19 protein-coding genes and 1 pseudogene are annotated in these 20,936 nt (G+C 56.1%); 4 read left to right on the plus strand and 16 right to left on the minus strand.

The window, feature by feature from the left end; all coding sequences use genetic code 11:
• The first annotated feature begins 438 nt into the window (after positions 1–438).
• Entirely contained in the window at positions 439–2,991 is a 2,553-nt protein-coding gene (gene mutS / locus C7M51_RS12610; protein ID WP_160622106.1) for a DNA mismatch repair protein MutS, read from the plus strand.
• 159 nt (positions 2,992–3,150) lie between these two features.
• Here mutS and rpoS read toward each other — a convergent pair whose 3' ends face one another.
• The 13 genes and pseudogenes from rpoS to cysG form a co-directional block, all read right to left on the minus strand.
• Positions 3,151–4,143, minus strand: coding sequence for an RNA polymerase sigma factor RpoS (gene rpoS / locus C7M51_RS12615; RefSeq protein WP_141176520.1), 993 nt, complete (start codon positions 4,141–4,143; stop codon positions 3,151–3,153).
• A gap of 50 nt (positions 4,144–4,193) precedes the next feature.
• The gene (gene nlpD / locus C7M51_RS12620) at positions 4,194–5,267 is read right to left on the minus strand and encodes a murein hydrolase activator NlpD (protein ID WP_160622107.1); all 1,074 of its coding nucleotides are present in this window, start codon (positions 5,265–5,267) and stop codon (positions 4,194–4,196) included.
• A 165-nt stretch (positions 5,268–5,432) separates the two neighbouring features.
• Positions 5,433–6,059 (minus strand): protein-L-isoaspartate(D-aspartate) O-methyltransferase, encoded by a 627-nt coding sequence (locus C7M51_RS12625; protein ID WP_160622108.1) that lies wholly within the window; start codon positions 6,057–6,059, stop codon positions 5,433–5,435.
• A complete protein-coding gene (surE, locus tag C7M51_RS12630) occupies positions 6,053–6,814 on the minus strand; it encodes a 5'/3'-nucleotidase SurE (protein ID WP_160622109.1) in 762 nt (253 codons plus the stop codon). Before surE ends, C7M51_RS12625 begins: the two co-directional genes overlap by 7 nt.
• Positions 6,795–7,844: a tRNA pseudouridine(13) synthase TruD gene (gene truD, locus C7M51_RS12635; RefSeq protein WP_160622110.1), complete on the minus strand. Its 1,050-nt coding sequence runs from the start codon at positions 7,842–7,844 to the stop codon at positions 6,795–6,797. Before truD ends, surE begins: the two co-directional genes overlap by 20 nt.
• A pseudogene (gene ispF / locus C7M51_RS12640) lies at positions 7,844–8,324 on the minus strand (2-C-methyl-D-erythritol 2,4-cyclodiphosphate synthase). Before ispF ends, truD begins: the two are co-directional and overlap by 1 nt.
• Complete coding sequence (gene ispD / locus C7M51_RS12645) at positions 8,324–9,043, minus strand: 2-C-methyl-D-erythritol 4-phosphate cytidylyltransferase (RefSeq protein ID WP_160622111.1); 720 nt, start codon at positions 9,041–9,043, stop codon at positions 8,324–8,326. The pseudogene ispF and the gene ispD overlap by 1 nt, the downstream one beginning before the upstream one ends.
• Before the next feature lie 2 nt (positions 9,044–9,045).
• Positions 9,046–9,363: a cell division protein FtsB gene (ftsB, locus tag C7M51_RS12650; RefSeq protein WP_160622112.1), complete on the minus strand. Its 318-nt coding sequence runs from the start codon at positions 9,361–9,363 to the stop codon at positions 9,046–9,048.
• Between the two features lie 211 nt (positions 9,364–9,574).
• Positions 9,575–9,895, minus strand: coding sequence for a DUF3561 family protein (locus C7M51_RS12655; RefSeq protein WP_160622113.1), 321 nt, complete (start codon positions 9,893–9,895; stop codon positions 9,575–9,577).
• 56 nt (positions 9,896–9,951) lie between these two features.
• Positions 9,952–10,557 (minus strand): adenylyl-sulfate kinase, encoded by a 606-nt coding sequence (gene cysC / locus C7M51_RS12660; protein WP_160622114.1) that lies wholly within the window; start codon positions 10,555–10,557, stop codon positions 9,952–9,954.
• 1 nt (position 10,558) lies between these two features.
• The gene (gene cysN, locus C7M51_RS12665) at positions 10,559–11,998 is read right to left on the minus strand and encodes a sulfate adenylyltransferase subunit CysN (protein ID WP_160622115.1); all 1,440 of its coding nucleotides are present in this window, start codon (positions 11,996–11,998) and stop codon (positions 10,559–10,561) included.
• Positions 11,999–12,009: 11 nt separating this feature from the next.
• Positions 12,010–12,918 carry a sulfate adenylyltransferase subunit CysD gene (gene cysD, locus C7M51_RS12670; RefSeq protein WP_160622116.1) on the minus strand — a complete coding sequence of 303 codons (909 nt, stop codon included), beginning with the start codon at positions 12,916–12,918 and terminating at the stop codon, positions 12,010–12,012.
• Between the two features lie 9 nt (positions 12,919–12,927).
• Positions 12,928–14,343, minus strand: coding sequence for a siroheme synthase CysG (gene cysG, locus C7M51_RS12675; protein ID WP_160622117.1), 1,416 nt, complete (start codon positions 14,341–14,343; stop codon positions 12,928–12,930).
• Between the two features lie 256 nt (positions 14,344–14,599).
• On the opposite strand from cysG, the gene C7M51_RS12680 reads away from it, so the two are divergent.
• Both C7M51_RS12680 and C7M51_RS12685 read left to right on the plus strand, forming a co-directional pair.
• Positions 14,600–15,634 carry an aminopeptidase gene (locus tag C7M51_RS12680; protein WP_160622118.1) on the plus strand — a complete coding sequence of 345 codons (1,035 nt, stop codon included), beginning with the start codon at positions 14,600–14,602 and terminating at the stop codon, positions 15,632–15,634.
• Positions 15,634–15,918 carry a YciI family protein gene (locus C7M51_RS12685; protein ID WP_160622119.1) on the plus strand — a complete coding sequence of 95 codons (285 nt, stop codon included), beginning with the start codon at positions 15,634–15,636 and terminating at the stop codon, positions 15,916–15,918. The genes C7M51_RS12680 and C7M51_RS12685 overlap by 1 nt, the downstream gene beginning before the upstream one ends.
• Positions 15,919–15,979: 61 nt before the next feature.
• Here C7M51_RS12685 and C7M51_RS12690 read toward each other — a convergent pair whose 3' ends face one another.
• Genes C7M51_RS12690 through cysJ form a run of 3 tightly spaced genes read right to left on the minus strand, consistent with a single transcriptional unit; the run spans position 15,980 to position 20,250 of the window.
• On the minus strand, positions 15,980–16,711 hold the full coding sequence (locus tag C7M51_RS12690; protein WP_160622120.1) for a phosphoadenylyl-sulfate reductase: 732 nt from the start codon (positions 16,709–16,711) through the stop codon (positions 15,980–15,982).
• Positions 16,712–16,723: 12 nt separating this feature from the next.
• Positions 16,724–18,436, minus strand: a complete 1,713-nt coding sequence (gene cysI / locus C7M51_RS12695) for an assimilatory sulfite reductase (NADPH) hemoprotein subunit (RefSeq protein ID WP_160622121.1) — start codon at positions 18,434–18,436, stop codon at positions 16,724–16,726.
• A complete protein-coding gene (gene cysJ / locus C7M51_RS12700; RefSeq protein WP_160622122.1) occupies positions 18,436–20,250 on the minus strand; it encodes an NADPH-dependent assimilatory sulfite reductase flavoprotein subunit in 1,815 nt (604 codons plus the stop codon). Before cysJ ends, cysI begins: the two co-directional genes overlap by 1 nt.
• Positions 20,251–20,552: 302 nt before the next feature.
• Between cysJ and queD the strand changes: the two genes are divergently transcribed.
• Entirely contained in the window at positions 20,553–20,915 is a 363-nt protein-coding gene (gene queD / locus C7M51_RS12705) for a 6-carboxytetrahydropterin synthase QueD (protein ID WP_141176537.1), read from the plus strand.
• The last annotated feature ends 21 nt before the right edge of the window (positions 20,916–20,936 follow it).

The following is a 20,936-nucleotide window of genomic DNA, read 5'->3' on the forward strand; positions in this document are numbered from 1 at the left end:
CGTTTTCGGACAATACGATCTCACAACTGGTGAAGTTTGCGGTAAGCCTCCAGATTTTACCTGTGACAGCCTGTCAGTCACTGGGATAGTATAGCGCTGGCAAAAATGCTGATATCCACAGCACCGCCGGTTACCTGTAGACTCCCCGGTTTTCATCGGTATCGTCTTTTAGCTTTGCTTGTTGCCTGCCATGCTGGCAGCCGCTTCGCATGACCTGAATTTGCCTGTTGCTTTCACCACCCGGTAAGATCGGCGTTTGGCTTAACAAAAATAGAGGTAGTTTCAGTAAAAGGCAGTGAGGTAATTGCACACGCTCGTTGTCTGCGTTGCGCTTCTCTGCCAGAGGTGGAATGTAATGTTTGCTTACCGGGCAATGTGATACTTAATAAGAATAATTAAAATCACAATAATCTTTAAATTCAACGGATTAATTACACTATGTCAACCATTGAGAATAAAAATCTGGATTCGCACACTCCCATGATGCAGCAATATCTGCGTCTGAAGGCGCAGCATCCTGACATCCTGCTGTTCTATCGCATGGGTGATTTCTACGAACTATTCTACGATGATGCCAAACGCGCTTCGCAGCTGCTGGATATCTCCCTGACCAAGCGCGGAGCCTCCGCCGGTGAGCCAATCCCCATGGCGGGCGTGCCCTATCATGCGGTAGAAAACTATCTGGCGAGGCTGGTACAGCTGGGCGAATCGGTGGCTATCTGTGAACAAATTGGCGATCCGGCTCAGAGCAAAGGTCCGGTAGAGCGCAAAGTGGTACGTATCGTTACGCCAGGTACTATTAGTGATGAAGCGCTGCTTAATGAGCGCCAGGATAATCTGCTGGCGGCGATCTGGCAGGATTCACGCGGCTTCGGCTACGCAACGCTGGATATCAGCTCCGGGCGCTTCCGTCTTACCGAGCCAGCCGATCGCGAAGCGATGGCAGCTGAGCTGCAACGCACCAATCCCGCAGAGCTGCTCTACCCTGAAGATTTCGCCGCGATGGATCTCATTGAAAACCGTCGTGGTATGCGTCGTCGCCCGCTATGGGAATATGAACTGGATACCGCTCGTCAGCAGCTTAACCTGCAATTCGGCACGCGCGATCTTAGCGGCTTCGGCGTTGAAAACGCGCATCTGGCGCTACGTGCTGCCGGTTGCCTGCTGCAATATGTTAAAGACACGCAGCGCACCTCCCTGCCCCATATTCGTTCCCTGACCATGGAACGCCAGCAGGACAGCATCATTATGGATGCGGCTACACGCCGTAACCTGGAGATCACGCAAAATCTGGCGGGAGGCGTGGATAACACCCTGGCGGCGGTGCTGGATAAAACGGTCACGCCGATGGGCAGCCGTATGTTGAAACGCTGGCTGCATACGCCCGTGAGGGATAGCAAAGTCATAACCCAACGTCAGGAGAGCATCGCTGCGTTACAGGATTTAAGCGGCGATCTACAGCCGGTACTGCGTCAGGTCGGTGACCTGGAACGTATTCTGGCGCGTCTGGCGCTGCGTACTGCTCGTCCTCGCGATCTGGCGCGTATGCGCCACGCTTTCCAGCAGCTCCCTGAACTGCATGCGCTACTGGAAAATAGCGACGCGGGACATCTGCCTGTGTTGCGTGAGCAGATGGGCCGATTTGATGAGCTGCGCGATTTGCTGGAACGGGCGGTAATTGAGGCACCGCCGGTACTGGTTCGTGACGGCGGCGTGATTGCGCCGGGGTATAACGCCGAACTGGATGAATGGCGCGCGCTTGCCGATGGCGCAACCGACTATCTCGATCGGCTGGAGATTCGTGAACGTGAGAAGCTGGGGCTGGATACGCTGAAAGTTGGCTTTAACGCGGTGCATGGCTATTACATTCAGGTCAGCCGCGGACAGAGCCATCTGGTGCCGATGCATTATGTACGCCGTCAGACGCTGAAAAACGCCGAACGCTATATTATCCCTGAGCTGAAAGAGTACGAAGATAAAGTACTTACTTCTAAGGGCAAAGCGCTGGCGCTGGAGAAAGCGCTCTACGATGAGCTGTTCGATCTGCTGCTGCCGCATCTGGAAGCGCTGCTGCAAAGCGCGGCGGCGCTGGCGGAACTGGATGTATTAACCAACCTGGCGGAGCGCGCCTGGACCTTAAACTATACGCGCCCCACCTTAAGCGATAAGCCTGGCGTTAAACTGGTCGGCGGACGTCACCCGGTCGTCGAACAGGTATTAAAAGAGCCGTTTATCGCCAACCCGCTTTCGCTCTCTCCACAGCGCCGTATGCTGGTTATTACCGGGCCAAATATGGGCGGTAAAAGTACCTACATGCGCCAGACGGCGCTGATTGTGCTGCTGGCCTGCATCGGCAGTTTCGTTCCCGCCGAGCAGGCGACTATCGGGCCGGTCGATCGCATCTTTACCCGCGTCGGCGCGGCGGACGATCTCGCTTCCGGACGATCCACCTTTATGGTGGAAATGACCGAAACCGCCAATATCCTGCATAACGCAACGGAGCAGAGCCTGGTATTGATGGATGAGATCGGACGCGGCACCTCTACCTACGATGGCCTGTCGCTGGCCTGGGCCTGCGCCGAAAGCCTCGCCAGCCGTATCAAAGCGATGACGCTGTTCGCCACGCACTATTTTGAGCTGACCACGCTGGCAGAGAAAATGGAAGGCGTTGCTAACGTGCACCTGGACGCGGTAGAGCATGGCGACACCATCGCCTTTATGCACAGCGTACAGGAAGGAGCCGCCAGCAAAAGCTACGGTCTGGCGGTCGCCGCGCTGGCTGGGGTACCGAAAGAAGTGATTAAACGCGCACGTCAGAAGCTAAAAGAACTGGAAGCGCTCTCAGGCAGCGCGGCGACCAGCAATGCCGACGGCCCGCAGCTTCCTCTGCTGGTGGAAGAAACCTCACCAGCCGTCGAAGCGCTGGATCCCGATACGCTTTCGCCGCGTCAGGCGCTGGAGTGGATTTACCGGCTGAAGTCGTTGCTCTAATCGTTTCTACTCATCGGGCATCGGATTTTTTTAATTCGATGCCCATCTTTAATACAGCCTTTTTACTGCTTTTCCAGCGAGTTACCCTCAAACACCAGGCAATAAAAAAGCGGTGGTCTATAACCACCGCTTTTCGCATTACCTTAGTGCAACTGACTGTTACTCACGGAACAGTGCTTCAATGCTCAGACCCTGTGCCTGCAAGATTTCACGCAGACGACGCAGGCCTTCAACCTGAATCTGACGTACACGCTCGCGGGTCAGACCGATTTCGCGGCCCACATCCTCAAGCGTTGCCGCTTCATAGCCCAGCAGGCCGAAACGACGCGCCAGCACTTCGCGCTGCTTGGCGTTCAGTTCAAACAGCCACTTGACGATGCTCTGTTTCATATCATCGTCCTGAGTGGTGTCTTCCGGGCCGTTGTCTTTCTCATCGGCCAGGATATCCAGCAGCGCTTTCTCAGAATCACCGCCCAAAGGCGTATCAACTGAGGTAATGCGCTCGTTGAGACGTAACATACGGCTTACGTCATCAACCGGTTTATCCAGCTGCTCGGCGATCTCTTCCGCACTCGGCTCATGATCGAGCTTGTGCGACAGTTCACGTGCGGTACGCAGATAAACGTTCAACTCCTTAACAATGTGAATCGGCAGACGGATGGTACGGGTTTGGTTCATAATTGCCCGTTCAATCGTCTGACGAATCCACCACGTGGCGTATGTTGAAAAACGGAACCCGCGTTCCGGGTCGAATTTCTCAACGGCACGAATTAAGCCAAGGTTGCCCTCTTCAATCAGGTCCAATAGCGCCAGACCACGATTGCTGTAACGACGAGCAATCTTCACCACCAGTCGCAAGTTACTTTCGATCATACGGCGACGAGAAGGTACATCCCCTTTCAGCGCACGGCGAGCAAAGAAAACTTCTTCCTCTGCCGTTAACAGCGGTGAATAACCAATCTCGCCAAGATACAGCTGCGTCGCATCTAAAACGCGTTGCGTCGCACCCTGTGACAACAACTCTTCTTCAGCCAGTTCATTATCACCAGGTTCATTTTCAACAAGAGCCTTCTCGTCAAAAATCTCAGCTCCGTTCTCGTCGAATTCCGCATCTTCGTGTAACTCGTTAACTTTCAGCGTATTCTGGCTCATAAGCGGCTCCTACCCGTGATCCCTGGGCAGAACTTCAAGGCTCTGCCCGTTTATCGCTGCGGTAAATAACGCAACGGGTTGACGGATTTCCCCTTGTAACGAATTTCAAAATGCAATCTAACTGAACTGGTTCCGGTGCTACCCATGGTAGCTATCTTCTGCCCCGCCTTAACTTCTTGTTGTTCCCGGACCAGCATTGTGTCGTTATGGGCGTAGGCACTCAGGTAGTCATCATTGTGTTTGATGATAATCAGGTTACCGTAACCACGCAGCGCATTACCTGCATACACTACGCGCCCGGACGCCGTAGAAACCACAGGTTGTCCACGTGAACCGGCGATATCAATACCTTTATTACCGCCTTCGGCGGCAGAGAAGTTATCAATAATCTTACCGTCAGTAGGCCAACGCCAACCCGCCACCGGAGTGGAACTGGATGTCGTACTGCTTACTGTCGGTGGTGCGGTAACCGGGGCTGTCGTCGTTGCAACAGTTGTAGCCCCCGTTGAAGGCAGCATTTTGCCCCCGCCTGATTTTCCTGAATCATCAGAATACGTAATAACAGGTTGCTGCGCAACTGTAGGAGATTTTATTTGTGAAGAACCAGGAGAATTCGGAACACCGCCCTGGGTAGCATCCGCTACGGTAATGGCATTTCCGCCAGTAATTGGCGAGCCGGAACCGTTGCCCACCTGTAAAGTCTGACCTACGTTAAGGCTGTAAGGTGCGGCGATATTATTTCTCTGCGCTAAATCGCGGAAATCATTGCCGGTAATCCAGGCAATATAAAACAGAGTATCGCCGCGTTTTACTGTATAAGTATCACCGCTGTAACTGCCTTTGGGAATATTCTCATAACTACGGTTATAGATAATGCGACCGTTTTGCGTAATTACATTAGCGTTATTGCTGTTATTACCGGAGGCTAATACAGGTCTGGATGGTACTGAGCCGTTCAGCATGCCGCCGGATGGGACGGTATTGCTACTCGCCTGCGAACGGCTGCCAACCGTACTAATCGGGGCTTGAGTGTTATCATCAGAAGTACAGCCCGCCAGCCAAAATCCAACCAGTGAAACAGCCGCAATACGGCTCAATGTAAAAAGTGGGCTTCCCGTGCTCATTTATCCCCCGTGATAACAAACCTGTGACGCGCTCTGAAACTCCGGACGCAGCCTGCTGCGCCCGACCATCTGCTGTTGGCAGCTGAAAAGGCTGATACTAACAACAACCTAATCGTGTTGCCATTTATCAGTTGTGAAGAAATGCGTAGTTCGCCTTTGAAGGCCTCAGGCTAAATCGCCTTTTACCAGCGGCACAAAACGCACCGGCTCGATGGTATCAGCGATAAACTCGCCGCCTTTACGCCGAATGCGTTTAAGCTGCTGAAGTTCCTCCCCTACCGGCAGAACCATAATGCCGCCGTCATCCAGCTGTGACATCAGGGCCGTTGGGATCTCCGGCGGTGCCGCGGTAACAATAATAGCGTCAAAAGGCGCGCGGGCGGGCCATCCCTCCCAGCCATCGCCATGACGTGTAGAAACGTTGTGCAGATCAAGCAGCTTCAGGCGGCGTTTTGCCTGCCACTGCAACCCCTTGATGCGCTCAACGGAACAGACATGATCAACCAAATGCGCAAGAATCGCCGTCTGATAACCGGATCCGGTCCCGATCTCCAGCACGCGTGATGCAGGCTTCAGCTCCAGCAGGGAAGTCATTTTCGCCACCATATAGGGCTGCGAAATTGTCTGCCCTGAGCCGATAGGCAGCGACATATTCTCCCACGCCTTATGCTCCAGCGCCTCATCAACAAAGCGCTCGCGCGGCACTTCACCGATAGCTTTGAGCAACAGCTCATCCTCAATGCCCTGCTGGCGCAGCTGCTCTAACAGGGCTTCGATGCGTTTGCTTACCATAGCGCCTCGACTCCGGCTTTAACTAACCAACCGGCAACGACCTCCTGCGCCGGATGCGCGGTCAGGTCAACATGCAGAGCGGTAACCGAAACATAGCCTTCATCCACTGCGGCAAAATCGGTATCTGGCCCGGCGTCATGCTTATCGCCCGGCGGACCAATCCAGTAAAGCGTATTGCCGCGCGGGTCCTGCTGCGGAATGACTTTATCAGCAGGATGACGGCTGCCGCAGCGGGTAACGCGAATACCTTTAATCTGCTCAAGCGGCAGATCGGGAACGTTGATATTAAGAATGCGTCCGGTGCGCAGCGGCTCACGCTCCAGCCCGCGCAAAATGGCACAGGTAACGGCAGCGGCCGTTTCATAATGCTGCTGCCCATCCAGAGATACCGCCAGCGCAGGCAAACCAAGGTGACGTCCTTCCATCGCCGCCGCTACCGTCCCGGAATAGATAACATCGTCGCCAAGATTAGGTCCGGCGTTTATACCAGAGACCACAATATCGGGCCTCGGACGCATAAGCGCATTCACACCGAGATAGACACAATCGGTCGGCGTACCCATCTGCACCGCAATGTCCCCGTTGGGGTAATCGAACGTGCGCAGAGGCGTTTCCAGCGTCAGTGAGTTAGAAGCACCGCTTCGGTTACGATCGGGAGCGACGATTTGCACATCGGCAAATTCGCGCAGCGCTTTTGCCAGCACCTGAATACCTGGCGCATGAATTCCGTCATCGTTACTCAGCAATATCCGCATCGTTACCTTCCTGTTCGAAAAGCTCCCGGACAATGCTGGTGGCGAAGCTGCCTGCCGGTAGCCAGAAGCTCAGTTCCAGCGTGGCGTCATCGCGCCAGCTCCAGCGCATATCACGCGGAATCACTAACATTGCCCGCCGGGCGGCCTCTACGCGCTCGCGCTCCAACAGGGCGATTAAATCCGCGCCGTCTGCCAGACTCTGCTGTTCCACGGCCAGCGCGGCATCCCGGCTTCCCCACTCTCCACGACCGGGCAGCGGTGCGGTAATACGCAGCTCATTATTATCGATACGCTGCTGCAACTGCGGCAGCTCCTCTTCTGCTGCCACAAACCAACTGCCGCGTCCGGTAAGCTGTAGCGCATCGCCGGGTAGCGCCTGCGTTAAGCTCCCCTGCTGCCCCAGCCGATCGCTGACAACCTGGTTGAACAGCGCGCTGCGGGCGGCGGAGAGCAGAAAACTACGCTTGCTGCGTTCACGAATGCGAATCGCATCGCTCGCCCAGCGTTTAGCCTGCTCAAGGTTATTGCCCTGAATACCAAAGCGTTGCTGACCGAAATAGTTCGGCACGCCGCCGCTGGCAATACGTTGCAGACGCTCCTCCAGCGCGGCGCGATCGCTGATGTGACGCAGAACCAGCTGGAAAGCGTTCCCCGCCAGCGCGCCGGTGCGCAGCTTACGCTTGTGACGAGCCTGCTGCAAAATTTCACAGCCTTCGAGTGAAAAAGTGAAAAAATCTGGCGTCTCTTTACCCGGCAGACGCAGGCAGAACGTCTGTTCGGTTACCGCGTGACGATCTTTCATCCCGGCAAAGCTCACCTCGCGCGGCGGAATACCGGCGAATTTCGCCAGCGCATCCGCGACAAAACGGGTATTGCAGCCGGTTTTACGCAGGCGTACCAGCAGATGTTCACCCTCACCATCGGCCTGGTAGCCTAAATCTTCGATTACCACAAAATCTTCCGGACTGGCCTTAAGCTGCCCCTGAATTTCCGGTTTGCCGTACAGCCACCGCCATTCTGGTAATGCCATTACGCCTCCGCCTTAACCAGCAGCGCCACCGCTTCGCAGGCGACACCTTCGCCGCGTCCGGTAAAGCCCAACTTTTCCGTAGTGGTGGCTTTTACGTTGACCTCATCCATATGACAGCCTAAATCTTCTGCAATATGGATACGCATCTGCGGCACGTGCGGCAGCATCTTCGGTGCCTGGGCAATAATAGTAACGTCAACGTTGCCGATGCGATAACCCTTCGCCTGAATACGTCGCCACGCTTCACGCAGCAGGCCGCGGCTGTCGGCACCTTTAAACGCGGGATCGGTATCGGGAAACAGCTTGCCAATATCACCCATTGCGGCAGCGCCCCAGCAGCGCATCCGTTAGCGCGTGCAGCGCTACATCACCGTCTGAATGGGCGATAAAACCTTTGTCGAACGGAATCCGCACGCCGCCAATAATCAACGGGCCTTCGCCACCGAAAGCATGGACGTCAAAACCGTGACCAATACGCATCATGCGTACTCCTTGTTATGTAATTGAGTGAGATAGAACGCCGCCAGCGCCAGATCTTCCGGGCGCGTGACTTTAATATTATCGCTACGACCGGTCACCAGTTCGGGATGATAACCGCAATATTCCAGCGCCGAGGCTTCATCGGTAATGGTGGCACCTTCATGCAGCGCGCGCGTCAGGCACTGGCGCAGCAGCGCCAGCGGAAACAGTTGCGGCGTCAGCGCATGCCATAGCGCTTCGCGTTCGACCGTATGGGCAATTGCATCTTTGCCCGGCTCGCTGCGTTTCATGGTATCGCGCACCGGTGCGGCAAGAATGCCACCGACCCGGCTGTGTCGACAAATAGCCAGCAGGCGGTTCAAATCTTCTGCCGCCAGACAAGGGCGCGCCGCGTCATGCACCAGCACCCACGCCGCATTGCCCGCCGCCGACAGCCCGGCCAGTACCGAATCAGCGCGCTGTTTGCCGCCGGTAACCGTCTCAATGCGGCTATCGCTGGTGAGCGGCAGCTGTTGAAAATAGTCGTCATCCGGGCCGAGCGCCACGATCACCCGGTTAATCGCCGGATGCGCCAGCAGGCTGGCGATGCTGTGTTCCAGAATAGTGGCGTGACCAATAGTCAGGTACTGCTTGGGCCGTTCGGACTGCATGCGGCTGCCGATACCGGCAGCAGGCACTACGGCGATAATATCCGGCCAGGAGTCAGTTAGTGTGGTCATTGCTATCGTTGTTGGTTCGGCAGGGTCTGCTGCCCGTTACGTTTATTTTGATCCGTCACCAGGCGATAGAAGGTCTCGCCGGGCCTAATCATTCCCAGCTCATTGCGTGCGCGTTCCTCAATCGCCTCTGAACCGCCGTTGAGATCGTCGATTTCAGCAAACAATTGATCGTTACGTGCTTTTAGTTTGGCATTACTCGCCTGTTGTACCGCGACGTCGTCGTTGACGCGGGTATAATCGTGAATCCCGTTCTTGCCCAGCCACAGCGAATACTGTAGCCAGACCAGCAATGCAAGTAACAGCAGCGTCAGTTTTCCCATCCCCGCCCCCTGAAAAACGGCTCAATCATCCCATAACTTTTCGCCGGACTCCACTGTACAGGCGAAATTGCACCGCTTTCTCTCCAGGGTGCCTGGAAAAGCCGCAGCGGGTAAAGTTTTGTAACGCGCGGTCGCGTTTGATCATCAGTTGATATCGCTCAGCCGCCGTGGATTACGACGGGCAGCGATCGTCAGAAAGCCACGCCGGACGTTACCAGCCGGTGAGCCAGGAGAAAAGCATCCAGAATAAACAAATCACCGTCGCCAGTGTTAACAGCAACGTCCAGATAAGCTGACCGCGCAGCAACAGCCCAAAGACAATGCCCGTCAGCACCGCAACCGGCAGCAGAGCGAGGAAGAACGGCCAGGTATAGAGTAGAAAAAACAGTGTGTTAGAACCATACAGCAGAAAAGGGATAGCCAGCGCGCACCAGTAAGAGACGAAACCGATAACGCCGCCGGGGAAAGACCAAGCGCGATCGTCCTGGTCATGCTCATTTTTACGGGCCAGCAGGGGCGTAACATTATGCATAGGTATCCTGTTGTTGCGCATAGCGGCCCGCTCTCAGGCGGTTCGCCGCTGCAATCTCAGGCTTTGATAATATCGCGCCCGCGTAGCAGATCTAACAGTTGCGCCGTTAATATTGTTACCAATTGTTCACCATCAAGGTGAATTTCAGGCAGCGAAGGCGCCTCATAAACCGCATCGATACCGGTAAAATTACGCAGCTCGCCGGCACGCGCTTTTTTATACAATCCCTTGGGATCGCGCGCCTCACAGATCGCCAGCGGCGTATCAACAAATACCTCAATAAACTGGCCCGGAGCCAGCATCTCGCGCACCATCTGGCGCTCGGCGCGATGAGGGGAAATAAAAGCGGTCAGCACTATCAGTCCGGCATCCACCATCAGTCGCGCCACTTCACCGACACGGCGGATATTCTCTTTGCGGTCGGCATCGCTGAAGCCCAGATCGCGGCAAAGACCGTGGCGCACATTATCGCCGTCGAGCAGATAAGTGCTGACGCCCAGCTGATACAGCGCCTGCTCCAGCGCGCCCGCCACCGTTGATTTACCGGAGCCGGAAAGCCCGGTAAACCAAAGCACCACGCCCTGATGACCGTGCTGTCGCTCGCGATCGGCCCGCGCTATCGCATGGGCGTGCCAGACCACGTTCTCATCATGCGCCGCCATCTTATTTCGTACCCAGACTGCGCAGATCGCGCGCTTCCCAGTGCGGGAAGTGCCGACGAATCAGGGCGTTCAGCTCCAGCTCAAAAGCGGAAAAATCACCGCGTCCACTGCTGATGGTCTCCTGCTGCGGCTGGCGGATCATACCCGCACCAACGGTAACGTTGGTCAGGCGATCGATAAAGATCATTCCACCGGTCACCGGATTGTGCTGATAGGGATCGATCGCTACCGGTTCGTCAAAGGTTATATTGACCAGCCCGATGCCGTTCAGCGGCAGTGCTTCAATCTCGTGGTGATGGGTCAGGTTGTTGATATTAACCTGATAATCGATGCTCTCAACGCGCGCACGGGTTTTCTTACCGGCAATTTTCACGTCAAAGCTCTGCCCTGGCGTCAGCGCCTGCTCCGCCATCCAGACTACATCCACCGAAGCACTCTGCACTGCGGTCAGCGTCTCTTCCGCCGCCACCAGCAGATCGCCACGGCTGATATCGATCTCATCGCTCAGCACGATGGTTATCGCTTCGCCCGCTCCCACTTCCGGCAGATCGCCATCGAAAGTGACGATACGCGCCACGGTCGATTCCACACCAGACGGTAGTACCTTCACGCGCTGTCCGACACGCAGGTTACCTGAGGCGAGCGTTCCCGCGTAGCCGCGAAAATCGAGATTAGGCCGGTTAACGTACTGTACCGGAAAGCGCATCGGCTGACTTTCCACCGCGCGGTTTACCTCTACCGTTTCCAGCACGTCCAGCAGCGTTGGGCCGCTGTACCAGCTCATCAGAACGCTCTGTGTCGCCACGTTGTCGCCTTCCAGCGCCGACATCGGCACAAAACGAATATCCAGATCGCCCGGAAGCTGCGCGGCGAAATCGAAATAGTCCTGCTTAATCTGCTCAAAGCGCTGCTGGCTGTACTCCACCAGATCCATTTTGTTGATCGCTACCACCAGATGTTTAATGCCCAGCAGCGTGGAGATAAAACTGTGGCGGCGCGTCTGATCCAGCACGCCCTTACGCGCATCAATCAGCAGGATCGCCAGATCGCAGGTGGAAGCACCCGTGGCCATATTGCGCGTGTACTGCTCATGTCCCGGCGTGTCGGCGATGATAAATTTGCGTTTTTCCGTAGAAAAATAGCGATAAGCGACATCAATAGTAATACCCTGCTCGCGCTCCGCCTGTAGTCCATCCACCAGCAGCGCCAGATCGAGCTTCTCGCCCTGGGTGCCGTGACGTTTGCTGTCGTTGTGCAGCGAAGAGAGCTGATCTTCATAAATCTGACGCGTATCGTGCAGCAGACGCCCGATCAGCGTACTTTTGCCATCGTCTACGCTGCCGCAGGTGAGGAAACGCAGCAAACTTTTATGCTGCTGCGCATGCAGCCAGGCTTCTACCCCGCCCTGTTCGGCGATCTGTTGTGCAATAACGGTATTCATCCGGCTTCTCCTCAGAAATAACCCTGACGTTTTTTCAGCTCCATTGAGCCAGCCTGGTCGCGGTCGATAACGCGCCCTTGTCGCTCGCTGGTGGTGGAAACCAGCATCTCTTCAATAATTTCCGGCAGCGTCTGCGCCGAGGACTCCACCGCGCCGGTCAGCGGCCAGCAGCCCAGGGTGCGGAAGCGCACCATGCGCGGCACAATCTCTTCGCCCGGCTGTAGATTGATACGCTCGTCATCGATCATCATCAGCATGCCGTCGCGTTCCAGCACCGGACGTTCCGCCGCCAGATAAAGCGGCACGATATCGATATTCTCCAGGAAGATATATTGCCAGATATCGAGTTCGGTCCAGTTAGATAGCGGAAAAACGCGGATGCTTTCGCCTTTATTAATCTGACCGTTGTAGTTATGCCACAGCTCAGGACGCTGATTTTTCGGGTCCCAGCGGTGAAAACGATCGCGGAAGGAGTAAATACGCTCTTTCGCACGTGACTTCTCTTCGTCGCGCCGCGCGCCGCCAAAGGCTGCGTCAAAGCCATATTTATTCAGCGCCTGTTTCAGCCCTTCGGTTTTCATAATATCGGTATGCTTGGCGCTACCGTGTACAAAGGGATTAATCCCCATCGCCAGCCCTTCCGGGTTGCGGTGTACGATCAGTTCCGCACCAATCTCTTTCACCGTGCGGTCGCGGAACGCATACATCTCTTTAAATTTCCAGCCGGTATCCACATGCAGCAGCGGAAACGGCAGCGTGCCGGGCCAGAACGCTTTGCGCGCCAGGTGCAGCATTACCGAGGAGTCTTTGCCGATGGAGTACATCATTACCGGGTTGCTGAATTCAGCCGCCACTTCGCGGATAATATGGATGCTTTCCGCCTCCAGTTGACGCAGGTGAGTCAGTCGTTTTTGATCCATAATTGTTCCTCAAGCCAAATTCACAACGGCGGAGTCACGTCCCGCCTGCTGCGCTGAATGTTGAAACCAGGCCAGCTGCGCATGGAGGTTTACCACCTCGCCAATCACCAGCAGCGCGGGTGTCGGTGCCTGCTGCGCCAGCCGCTCCAGGTCGTCCAGCGTTCCGGTCAGCACCTGCTGATCCTGGCGCGTACCGCGTCCAATCACCGCCACCGGCGTGGTTGCCGCCCGCCCGTGGGCGATCAGCTGTTGGGCGATTTCTGCCGCTTTTACCGTTCCCATATAGATCGCCAGCGTCTGACGCGCGCGCGCCAGCGAAGCCCAGTCAATGGCGTCGCCTTCTGCGCGGCAGTGTCCGGTAATAAACAGCACGCTCTGCGCGTAATCGCGGTGGGTGAGCGGAATACCGGCATAGGCGGTGGCACCGGCGGCGGCGGTCACGCCCGGCACGACCTGAAAGGGAATGCCCGCTTTCTGCGCTGCCTGTAGCTCTTCGCCACCGCGCCCGAAGATGAAGGGATCGCCGCCTTTCAGACGCACCACGCGTTTTCCTCGCTGCGCCAGCTCAACCAGCAGGCGATTGGTCTCCTCCTGCGCCACCGAATGCGCACCAGCACGCTTGCCGACACACAGGCGATCGGCATCGCGCCGCACTAAATCAAGAATTTCGTCACTTACCAGATGGTCATACAGCACCACATCCGCCTGCTGCATCACCTGTAACGCACGCAGCGTCAGCAGTCCGGCATCGCCCGGTCCGGCACCTACCAGAATAATTTCGCCCTGCGTCGCCGCCGTTTCCGTCAGCTGGGCATCCAGCGTCTGCTTAGCGCCCTGCACATTGCCCGCCGCCATCTGGCTGGCAAACAGCCCGTTAAAGGCGCGCTCCCAGAAGCGGCGGCGGTCGGACATTTTGCTAAAGCGCTGTTTAACCTTATCGCGCCACTCTCCCGCTACCTGCGCCATCTGCCCCAAATTAGCGGGCAGCAACGCCTCCAGCTTTTCACGCAGCAGACGCGCCAGAACCGGCGCGGTGCCGCTGGAGGAGATCGCCACCACCAGCGGTGAACGATCGACAATCGACGGGAAAATAAAGGAGCATTTCGGCTGGTCATCCACCACATTAACCAGCAGCCGACGCTGCTGCGCGGCTTCAGAGACGCGAGCATTTAGCTCACTGTCGTCGGTAGCAGCAATCGCCAGGTAGACGTGATCAAGCTGAGCGACATCGAACTGCCGCGCCAGCCAGGTCACCTGTTGGTTATCCGCCAGCGACTGAAGTTCGACGCAGAGTTCACGGGCGGCGATCTGTACCTCGGCACCGGCACGTCGCAGCAGCTCAATTTTTCGTGCCGCCACGTCGCCGCCGCCAACCACCAGCACCGGCTTCGCATTCAGATCGGCAAATATAGGGAGATAGTCCACGTCGGCCTTACATTGAATAACAAAAAGTTAACGCGACTATACGACTGCTGCTTCAGGCAGATGAAATTACGAATTGGAATGAGTAGTTACTGAATGGAATAACGCTATGGCAAAGCTTCGCACAAAAGATGCTTAACCGACGAGATTTCGGGTATTTAAGAGCGATTGAAATTGTGTAATACGCATCACAATTTCATACTAGCGGGGCAAAATTTTTTCTCTTCAGCGTCACCGGATGACGTTTAAGGATACTGGTATGTTTTCCGCACTCCGCCTGACTGCGCTTGCCACGCTGCTCAGCTGCGGTATCAGCCTGCCGGCCGCTGCCCATTCGCCGGCCCCCGGACAGTTTGCCGAACAGCAGTTACGTCACATCGCCGTCCTGTTTCCTGGCCGTATGGCGGGCAGTCCGGCCGAATTGCTCACCGCCGATTATCTCCAGCAGCAGTTTGTCGCGATGGGGTATAAAAGCAACAGACGTGATTTCAAAACCAGAGCGCCCTGGCGCAGCAGCGATGGTCAGATGCAGTGGCGCAACCTGACTGCCACCTCCGTTATTGCCGCCCGTGCCGGTGAGGTGCCGCAGGAAATTCTGGTGATTGCCCATCTTGATACCTGGCGCCCGCTTAGCGAGGCTGACGCCGAAAATAATCTCGGCGGCCTGCGTTTACAGGGCGCGGATGATAATGCTTCCGGCCTGGGCGTGATGCTGGAACTGGCGCAGCAGCTGAGCAATATTCCGCTGCACTATGGCGTGCGTTTTGTCGCATTGAGCGCGTCACAGCATGAGCTGCACGGCAGCGAAGATTATATCGCACGCATGAAGCCTGCCGAGCGCAAAAATACGCTGCTGGTGATCGATCTCAATAGCCTGATTGTGGGTGATAAGCTCTATTTTAACAGCGGCCAGCATACCGCTTCTGCGGTCATCAAACAGACCCGCGATCGGGCGCTGAATATTGCCTGGCACGCCGGAATTAACGCCGCCACTCGTCCGCAGCATAGCGCCGTCGAGCCTGAACTCAACGCGTTTGATCAAGCTGCGTTTCCGTTATTGACCGTAGAGGCCACCAACTGGGCACTGGGTAAGAAAGATGGCAGCCAGCAACGCGCCATATCGCCACATTTTCCGCAGGGCACCAGCCATCATCAAACCGACCTGGATAATCTGGACTATCTTGATCGATGGCTGCCGGGGCGCATTACCGCACGCACCCGCGACAGCGTGCGTATTCTGCTGCCTCTGATTAGCGAGCTGGCTAATCCTGCTCCGTCCAAAAAGGAAACCTGATGTATATCATTAGCCTGAGTTACCATCGCCCGATAGAAGAAGTTGAAGCACTGCATGACGCGCACATCGCGTGGCTAAAGCGCTATTTCGCCGCTGAGGTATTTATTGCCGCAGGCAGAAAAGATCCGCGTAGCGGCGGTGTGATCATGGCAAAAGATATCGATCGCGCCCGGCTGGATACCATTCTGGGCGAAGATCCCTTTGTCGCGGTTGCGCATTACGAAGTGACTAAAGTCAATATCACCATGACCACGGAAGCGTTGCAGGCGCTCAGCGATAACTGAAGCGCGGCATAAAAAAAGCGGCATCGCTGCCGCTGATTATATTGCACAAGCCGTAAAGCCGTTATTCGTGCAGGCCGCATTCGCGTTTCAGCCCGAAGAAGCGCGTCTCTTCCTCTGCCATACCCGGCTCCCACTTGCGCGTGGTATGAGTATCACCCACGGAAAGATAGCCTTCCTCCCACAGCGGATGATAGTGCAGGCCGTGCTGTTGCAGATAGTGGTAAACCTGTCGGTTGTCCCAGTCGATAATCGGCAGGATTTTAAACACGCCGCGCTGTATCGCCAGTACCGGCAGATGGGCACGACTGCCGGACTGCTCGCGCCGCAGGCCAGCGAACCAGCTTTGCGCGCCCAGCGTTTGCAGCGCCCGGTTCATCGGCTCTACCTTATTGATCTCGTTGTAGCGCTCAATGCCTTCCACACCCTGCTCCCACAGCTTGCCATAACGGGCTTCCTGCCACGCCGGTGACTGCGCGGCGCGAAAGACATGCAGATTCAGATCCAGCTTTTCCGTCAGTTCGTCAATAAAGCGGTAGGTTTCCGGAAACAGATAGCCGGTATCGGTCAAAATGACCGGAATATCCGGCTTCTGTCGCGTGACCAGGTGCAGCGATACCGCCGCCTGGATACCAAAGCTGGAGGAGAGCACAAACTCGCCCGGCAGATTTTCCAGCGCCCAGATCACCCGATCTTCGGCGGAAAGCGCTTCCAGCTGCGTATTCACTGCGGCCAACGCCATGACGCGTTCTACCTTCGGCAACGCATTTAAAGCGGCAAGATCGAGTTCAGACATCTTCTCCTCCGTTTATTCCCAGAAATCCCGCGCCGGATCGACAATCGGTCTGACAATGCCCGCACGGATAGTGAAATCACCGAAGCCTTCATCCGGCGCACGTTCCAGCGCCCAGCGACCTACCAGCTCATCGATATGGGTCAGAATCTCATCTTCGGTAATGTTTTCGCGATACAGGCGCGGAATGCGCGTGCCGATGCGGTCGCCGCCGAGATGCAGGTTATAGCGCCCCGGTGCCTTACCCACCAGCCCCAGCTCCGCCAGCATCGCACGCCCGCAGCCGTTCGGACAGCCGGTGACACGCAGTACGATATGCTCATCGCCGACACCGTGCCGCGTCATAATCTCTTCCACGCGGGTAACAAAGGCTGGCAGAAAACGCTCCGCCTCCGCCATCGCCAGCGGGCAGGTAGGAAATGCCACGCAAGCCATCGAATTTTCGCGTTGTGCGGTGACGTTTTCCATCAGCGCATGCGCGCGAGCGATCTCTTCAATACGCGCTTTTTCACTTTCCGGCACGCCCGCCACAATCAGGTTCTGGTTGGCGGTAAGGCGAAAATCGCCCTGGTGTACCTTCGCTATCTCAGCGATACCGCTTTTCAGCGGGCGGCCCGGATAGTCAAGCAGACGCCCGTTTTCAATAAACAGCGTCAGGTGCCATTTGTTGTCGATGCCTTTAACCCAGCCGAAGCGATCGCCGCGCGAGGTAAACGCGTAAGGACGGATCGGGCCGAAGGTGATACCGGCGCGCCTCTCCACCTCGGCCTTAAAGGTCTCAACGCCAACGCGCTCCAGCGTATACTTGGTCTTCGCGTTTTTACGATTGGTACGGTTACCCCAGTCACGCTGGGTAGTCAGCACCGCTTCCGCCACCGCCAGGGTTTTATCCAGCGGCAGGAAGCCGAATTCGCTGGCGGTACGGGCATAGGTCTCTTTATTGCCGTGCTCGATGGAAAGCCCACCGCCGACCAGCAGGTTAAAACCGATCAGCCTGCCGTTCTCCGCAATGGCGATAAAGTTCATATCGTTAGCGTGCAGATCGACATCGTTATGCGGCGGCACCACCACGGTAGTTTTAAACTTACGCGGCAGATAGGTAGCACCGAGGATCGGCTCCTCTTCGGTCGTCGCGACTTTCTTTTCATCCAGCCAGATTTCCGCATAGGCACGGGTGCGCGGCAGCAGATGCTCAGAAATTTTCTTCGCCCACTCCCAGGCTTCCTGATGCAGTGCCGACTCTATCGGGTTCGAGCTGCACAGCACGTTACGGTTCATGTCGTTTGCGGTGCCGATGGCGTCCAGCCCCACTTCATGCAGCATCTGGTGCGCTGGCTTAACGTTTTTCTTCAGAATGCCGTGAAACTGGAAGGTCTGGCGGTTAGTCAGACGCACGCTGCCATACAGCGTGTTTTCCGTGGCGAATTTTTCAATCGCCAGCCACTGTTTCGGCGTGATAATACCGCCCGGCAGTCGGCAGCGCAGCATCATGGCGTGACGCGGTTCCAGCTTCTGCGCGGCGCGCTCGGCGCGAATATCACGGTCATCCTGCTGATACATACCGTGAAAACGGATCAACAGAAAGTTATCGCCGTTAAAACCACCGGTGAGGCCATTCTGTAAATCTTCCGCAATGGTGCCACGCAGAAAACGGCTCTCTTTTTTCATGCGCTCCGCATCGGAGAGTTTTCCTTCAACGACCAGCGGCCCAGGATATTTTTCACTCATTAGTAAACGTCTCGCTGATAACGGCGCGCAATGCGCAGCTCACTTAAAAATTCATCGGCAGATTCATGATCCATACCGCCCTGTTCTGCCACCACGTCCAGCAGCGCCTGCTCTACATCTTTCGCCATGCGGTTAGCATCCCCACACACATAAATATGGGCGCCTTCCTGTAGCCAGCGCCAGAGTTCCGCGCCTTTTTCACGAATCTTGTCCTGTACGTAAACTTTATGCGGTTGATCGCGTGACCAGGCCAGATCGATGTTGGTCAACAGGCCTTCTTTGACATACTTCTGCCACTCAACCTGATAGAGAAAATCTTCGGTGAAGTGCGGATTGCCAAAGAACAGCCAGTTCTTACCGCTGGCTCCGTCATTTTCACGCTGCTGCATAAAGGCGCGGAAAGGCGCAATGCCGGTGCCCGGCCCGATCATAACGACCGGCGCACTGGGATCGGCGGGCAGACGGAAGTTATCGTTGTGCTCGATAAAGACGCGCACTTCGTCCTCTTCTTCCAGCCGATCGGCCAGATAGCTGGAGGCACCACCAGCACGCGGGCGTCCGTCAATTTCATAGCGCACCGCGCCAACGGTAATGTGTACCTCGTTTTCCGTTTCCGCCTGCGACGAGGCGATGGAATAAAGGCGCGGCGTCAGCGGGCGCAGCAGCGATAACAGCTGTTCCGGGTTCAGCTCGCCGGGTGCATGACGTACCATATCCACGATCGGCATCGTCTGCGCGTAGTGCTGTAGCTGAGCTTTATCCGCCGCCAGCGCCAGCAGCGCTTCATTGCGTACCAGCTTCGCGTACTGCTCGACAATCTGCGGCGTATTGACCGTCAGTTCAAAATGCTGTTGCAGCGCCAGCGCTAACGGTAGCGTCTGTCCTTTTACTTCAACACTCTCATCGCCGCGCAGCCAGAGCAGCTCGGTCAGTTCTTTAACCAGCGCCGGATCGTTTTCATACCAGATGCCAAGCGCATCGCCCGGCTGGTAGCGCAGCCCGGCTGTCCCCAGATCGATTTCAATATGGCGTACATCTTTATCGGAATGGCGTCCGGTGATTTTCTGGTTGACCGCCAGCGTGGCGCTCAGCGGCTTATCACGAGTATAGGGTGTGGAAAACAGATCGTTAACGCTGCCGCTTGCCGTTACCGCCGCCTGCGCAGGGGTTTGTGTCGGCAGACGCTGTTGCAGCAGCGCGACGATCGCCTTGCGCCATTGCTCTGCATCGGCAGCAAATTCCACATCCGCATCCACGCGATCCAGCAGGCGCTCGCCTCCCAGCTCAGCGAGGCGGTGGTCAAAATCTTTGCCCGCCTTGCTGAAAAATTCATAGGAGGTATCGCCAAGACCAAACACCGCAAACGCCGTGTCGTTCAGCTTCGGCGCTTTTTTCGACATCAGGTACTTATGCAGCGCCACCGCTTCTTCCGGCGGATCGCCTTCGCCCTGCGTTGAGGTGACTACCAGCAGCAGCTTCTCCTGCGCAATTTGCTTGAACTTATAGTCACCGGCGTTCACCAGCTTCACGTTAAGCTTTGCTGCCAGCAGATCGTCGCGTAGCTGTTCCGCCACCCGCCGGGCATTACCGGTTTGTGAGGCGGAAAGTAGCGTGATGGCTGGCATCTCAGCAGGGAGAGCAGCTGGCTGAGCGGAAGCCACGGCGGCTTCAGGGGTCTGATTGACCCGCCCCCAGAAATAGCCAGAAATCCATGCCAGCTGCGTGTTTGATAAATCATTGGTCGCCGCCTGTAAGCGGGCCAGCTGCTCCGCATTCAGCGGGAGCAAAGAACCTGGGGGGGCCTGAGTCGTCATTGCTTTGAAATTTCCAGTATCAAAGGTTCCAAACCGTTCAAAGACGGGAGAGCAGGTAGGTTACCGAGTCACCTGACAAGCGGTAAATAAAGGTTGGCAATAACAAATAACAAAAATGACTAAACACTTTTAACGGTAAAGCTTATTGCTTTAACAGTTTTTAAATGATCAGGCTTATCAATAAATTAGACGAAATATCGGGTTAAAAGGGTGCCGTTAGCGGCGAAACAGGGGGAAACGGGTGCGAAAAAACTTATTTTCCGGTAGACTTCGCCGGTTTTTGCAACAATTGAGACACCATCATGGCCACCACGCTTTTTAAAGATTTCCAGTTCGAAGCCGCACATCATCTGCCGCACGTACCTGAGGGCCACAAATGTGGACGCTTACATGGGCACTCCTTTCTGGTGCGTCTTGAAATCACCGGCGATGTCGATCCCCATACCGGCTGGATTATGGATTTCGCCGAGCTGAAGGCCGCGTTTAAACCGGTATACGATCGCCTCGATCACTACTATCTGAACGATATTCCGGGGCTGGAAAACCCCACCAGCGAAGTGCTGGCGGCGTGGATCTGGCAGCAAATGAAGCCGGTTGTGCCACTGCTGAGCGCGGTAACGGTCAAAGAGACCTGCACCGCCGGCTGCGTGTATCGCGGCGAATAGTCCTTTATTCAGCAGGGACGG

The sequence above is a fragment of the Mixta intestinalis genome (genome assembly GCF_009914055.1).
Taxonomy (GTDB): Bacteria; Pseudomonadota; Gammaproteobacteria; order Enterobacterales; family Enterobacteriaceae; genus Mixta; species Mixta intestinalis.

What these genes read in the sequence shown, in the direction of transcription:
- nlpD (WP_160622107.1), bottom strand. Translation starts at nt 5,267, where the DNA reads ATGAGCACGGGAAGCCCACTTTTTACATTGAGCCGTATTGCGGCTGTT.
- truD (WP_160622110.1), bottom strand. Translation starts at nt 7,844, where the DNA reads ATGGCATTACCAGAATGGCGGTGGCTGTACGGCAAACCGGAAATTCAG.
- ispD (WP_160622111.1), bottom strand. Translation starts at nt 9,043, where the DNA reads ATGACCACACTAACTGACTCCTGGCCGGATATTATCGCCGTAGTGCCT.
- C7M51_RS12655 (WP_160622113.1), bottom strand. Translation starts at nt 9,895, where the DNA reads ATGCATAATGTTACGCCCCTGCTGGCCCGTAAAAATGAGCATGACCAG.
- rpoS (WP_141176520.1), bottom strand. Translation starts at nt 4,143, where the DNA reads ATGAGCCAGAATACGCTGAAAGTTAACGAGTTACACGAAGATGCGGAA.
- C7M51_RS12690 (WP_160622120.1), bottom strand. Translation starts at nt 16,711, where the DNA reads ATGTCTGAACTCGATCTTGCCGCTTTAAATGCGTTGCCGAAGGTAGAA.
- cysC (WP_160622114.1), bottom strand. Translation starts at nt 10,557, where the DNA reads ATGGCGGCGCATGATGAGAACGTGGTCTGGCACGCCCATGCGATAGCG.
- queD (WP_141176537.1), top strand. Translation starts at nt 20,553, where the DNA reads ATGGCCACCACGCTTTTTAAAGATTTCCAGTTCGAAGCCGCACATCAT.
- cysN (WP_160622115.1), bottom strand. Translation starts at nt 11,998, where the DNA reads ATGAATACCGTTATTGCACAACAGATCGCCGAACAGGGCGGGGTAGAA.
- C7M51_RS12680 (WP_160622118.1), top strand. Translation starts at nt 14,600, where the DNA reads ATGTTTTCCGCACTCCGCCTGACTGCGCTTGCCACGCTGCTCAGCTGC.
- cysD (WP_160622116.1), bottom strand. Translation starts at nt 12,918, where the DNA reads ATGGATCAAAAACGACTGACTCACCTGCGTCAACTGGAGGCGGAAAGC.
- cysI (WP_160622121.1), bottom strand. Translation starts at nt 18,436, where the DNA reads ATGAGTGAAAAATATCCTGGGCCGCTGGTCGTTGAAGGAAAACTCTCC.
- ftsB (WP_160622112.1), bottom strand. Translation starts at nt 9,363, where the DNA reads ATGGGAAAACTGACGCTGCTGTTACTTGCATTGCTGGTCTGGCTACAG.
- surE (WP_160622109.1), bottom strand. Translation starts at nt 6,814, where the DNA reads ATGCGGATATTGCTGAGTAACGATGACGGAATTCATGCGCCAGGTATT.
- cysJ (WP_160622122.1), bottom strand. Translation starts at nt 20,250, where the DNA reads ATGACGACTCAGGCCCCCCCAGGTTCTTTGCTCCCGCTGAATGCGGAG.
- C7M51_RS12685 (WP_160622119.1), top strand. Translation starts at nt 15,634, where the DNA reads ATGTATATCATTAGCCTGAGTTACCATCGCCCGATAGAAGAAGTTGAA.
- mutS (WP_160622106.1), top strand. Translation starts at nt 439, where the DNA reads ATGTCAACCATTGAGAATAAAAATCTGGATTCGCACACTCCCATGATG.
- C7M51_RS12625 (WP_160622108.1), bottom strand. Translation starts at nt 6,059, where the DNA reads ATGGTAAGCAAACGCATCGAAGCCCTGTTAGAGCAGCTGCGCCAGCAG.